This window comes from Klebsiella sp. A-Nf5, from assembly GCF_002810545.1.
GTDB classification, from domain to species: domain Bacteria; phylum Pseudomonadota; class Gammaproteobacteria; order Enterobacterales; family Enterobacteriaceae; genus Klebsiella; species Klebsiella variicola.
Genome location: NZ_PIOG01000051.1, coordinates 1 through 547 on the forward strand (window position 1 = coordinate 1; position 547 = coordinate 547).

A 547-nucleotide genomic window follows, 5' to 3' on the forward strand; every position below is an offset into this window, starting at 1 on the left:
AGAAGAATTTGCAATGACATTTGTATGGAATACTTTGGTAAAATTAATGACAGTTTTTATAACAATGGGAGAAAAATTATCTTTTGTCAGTGCGTCTCGCAAGTGAAGTATAACCTTCTTTCTTATACCAATAAGACTCAAAGAAGATATTACATACGATTTAAAAGAGTTTGTATACACTATGTCATACTGCTTCAATAGTTTTCTAATAGTAAATAATTTGGAAGCCAGTAAAAAAGCAGACTTGCAAACTTTGAATATACTAACATCTCTTCTTAACGGATATAATATTTTTTCTAAATCATATAGTTTTACATCAACGTTTTTATCTTGAAGCATTTTGTGAAATGCACCATCTCCGAAGAGTAAAACGGATGAGTTTTCTTTCAAGTGAACAGCTATATCGAATAATGAAAGTTGAGCCCCCCCAATACGAGATGTATGGTCAACAAATATTGTTTTTTTCATGATAGTTCCTTTTTATTGGTGCATATATTTTTAATACGCATAGAAATATACTCACCAAAATTTTTCCATGTATTATTTT

General features: G+C 29.4%; 1 protein-coding gene. It reads right to left on the reverse strand.

Annotated features, from left to right (window positions below; translation table 11 throughout):
* Positions 1-468, reverse strand: a 468-nt coding sequence (locus CWM53_RS06430; RefSeq protein WP_133124337.1) for a hypothetical protein, incomplete at its 3' end; no start/stop codon positions are given.
* Between the last annotated feature and the right edge of the window lie 79 nt (positions 469-547).